Raw genomic sequence first — 2245 nt, 5'->3', positions numbered from 1 at the left:
GACCAACAAGCCGCACCTGCAATTTAGGAGCATCTTCATCCATGATTTGGTGTCCACCTATTTTTTGGTGGACACTTCATGCCTCAGAGCGCTGCGCCTCAAAAGGCGCACCGAAATTCGCGCTTACAATGCACGAACGGTAGAGTCGATCAAAAGCGGGCTGCCCACCCGGCTACAATCCCTGTCAAAGCTGATTAGAGGCGCGACTTCGCCAGCCAGTTAGAAGCGCGACACTGGCACTGATGATCTGCCCCCGATCCGACCGGCTGGGCCGGGTTGAAAGGGCGGAGCGGGGGCGGGTGATGACGCTCCTCTTCGGCTTTAGATCCCATGAGGAGTGAACAGCGGCCGCCGCTCTGGCAGAGTGAGGTTGCATCTAAACACTCGCTCAGATGGAGCAGTTTATGGAACCTGCATCCATTCATCCGACGGCTGTCCGCACTGATCTTGGCGCAATTTTTGTGTCATTGGAACTGAGCCGATCGACTTGGTTGATCACTTCGTTGTCGCCGGCCAGTGGCGAGAAGATGTCGAAGCACTTAGTGGCCGGTGGTAATGTGGCCGAGCTGCTGCAGCGGTTTGAGCAACTACAGCAGAAAGCGCGGTTGAGAACGGGGAAGTTGTTTCCCATCGTAACGATTCAGGAAGCAGGTTTGGACGGCTTCTGGATACACCGCGTGCTGGAGCCTAATGGCGTCGAGATTGGCTCTGTTGATGGCATGGATGCCCCTCCCGCCGGCATCGCAATGTGCCAATGTGATGGGCGTTGAAGACATCACAGAAAGAGAGAGCATCCATGTCGGAAGTTACCATCATTGGAATTGACTTGGCAAAGCGCGCCTTCCAATTCCACGGCGCAGGCTCAAATGGGTCAGTCTTGTTTCGCAAGAAACTTTCCCGGGGTCAGGTTTTGGCTTTCATCGCCGGGCAGCCCAGGTGCGTTGTTGCGATGGAGGCCTGCGCGACTGCCCATGGCTGGGGTCGCGAGTTCGAGAAGCTGGGGCATGAAGTGCGGCTAATCCCACCTGTGTATGTGAAGCCGTTTCTCAAGCGTCAGAAAAACGATGTGGCCGATGCGGAGGCTATCGTTGAGGCGGCGTTGCGTCCGACAATGCGCTTTGTAGCAGTGAAGACGGAAACACAGCAGGCCCGCGCTATGCTGTTTCGCACCCGGCAGATGTTTGTTGGGCAGCGCACCCAGATGATCAACGCCTTGCGTGGACACCTTGCAGAACATGGTCTGGTTGCGGCCCGAGGTCCTGCCCATCTCAAGCGGTTCGCGGACGCGATCGCAGATTATGACTCCGCACTGCCTAAAGAGGTTCGGGAGCTTGGCCAGGTGTATCTGGAGCAGATCGACGGTCTGACCGCTCGAGTTTCGGACCTTGACGAAAAGATGAAGCGCGCTGCCAAAGAAGCCGATTTGGCGCGGCGTGCGCAAACCATGCCAGGCGTAGGCCCTGTAACGGCACTTGCGATCGAGACATTTGCACCCGACCTGGCCACCTTCCGGTGTGGGCGCGATTTTGCCGCCTGGCTCGGGCTCGTGCCAAAACAGCACTCAACGGGCGGCAAGGCCCGGCTCGGGAAGACTTCGAAAATGGGGCAGCGCGACATCCGTACCCTTCTGGTCTCCGGTGCGATGGCAGTGCTGCAGGCGGTCGAGCGTTTCGACACACCGCATAATGGTTGGCTGAAGCGCTTGCTTGCCCGCAAGCCACGCATGGTCGCCGCGATTGCGCTGGCAAACAAAATGGCGCGTGGCCTCTGGGCCATGATGACGAAAGTAGAGGATTACCGGAATCCGGTGGCGGCGATGGCATAGCGTATCGCGCTTGCCATTGCGTCCCGGTACGTTGGGGGTGTGAGGAGGTCACTGGACAGTAAGGGCAAAGGATCGACCAGATCCGGGTTAGAGAACGCAGTATTTTTGCAGGAGCCAATGAGCTCGATCTGTTGATATGCCTCTAATCCGCGCATCGCCATACCGGCCCGCGGTCCTATCAGCGCCGCATCGAGAGGCCTGATACATGACCGCACCCGATCACACACCCGAGCCGTTCAAAAAACTACTTGCACCAACGGGGGCATCCATACATGCAAAAACCTCGTTGATGGTGGATTGAGCGCAGACAATTTGCAGCGAGATTTTTGATGAGCGATTTCAAGTGGCGCCATTTTCAGGGTGAGATTATCTTTTGGGCAGTCCGCTGGTACTGCCGCTACCGTGTCAGTTACCGCGATC

At 57.3% G+C, this 2245-nt stretch carries 2 protein-coding genes and 2 pseudogenes; all 4 read left to right on the top strand.

Features of this window, described 5'->3' with window-relative positions:
- The coding region (locus HGP12_RS33890) for a hypothetical protein (protein ID WP_205926811.1) at positions 1-223 on the top strand (223 nt) is incomplete at its 5' end.
- A 181-nt stretch (positions 224-404) separates the two neighbouring features.
- Positions 405-716: pseudogene (locus HGP12_RS33720) on the top strand (IS110 family transposase); the annotation flags it as partial.
- Positions 717-796: 80 nt separating this feature from the next.
- Positions 797-1825 carry an IS110 family transposase gene (locus HGP12_RS33715; protein WP_168880245.1) on the top strand — a complete coding sequence of 343 codons (1029 nt, stop codon included), beginning with the start codon at positions 797-799 and terminating at the stop codon, positions 1823-1825.
- A gap of 329 nt (positions 1826-2154) precedes the next feature.
- A pseudogene (locus tag HGP12_RS33710) lies at positions 2155-2245 on the top strand (IS6 family transposase); the annotation flags it as partial.

Origin of the sequence: Rhizobium sp. P28RR-XV (assembly GCF_012641385.1) — a bacterium.
GTDB lineage: Bacteria > Pseudomonadota > Alphaproteobacteria > Rhizobiales > Rhizobiaceae > Rhizobium.
Note: the sequence above shows the minus strand (reverse complement) of the source record. Positions and strands in the feature narration are given on the sequence as shown.

Bases quoted from the DNA above. Each gene is read 5' to 3' on its own strand.
- HGP12_RS33715 (WP_168880245.1), top strand. From the start codon at position 797: ATGTCGGAAGTTACCATCATTGGAATTGACTTGGCAAAGCGCGCCTTC.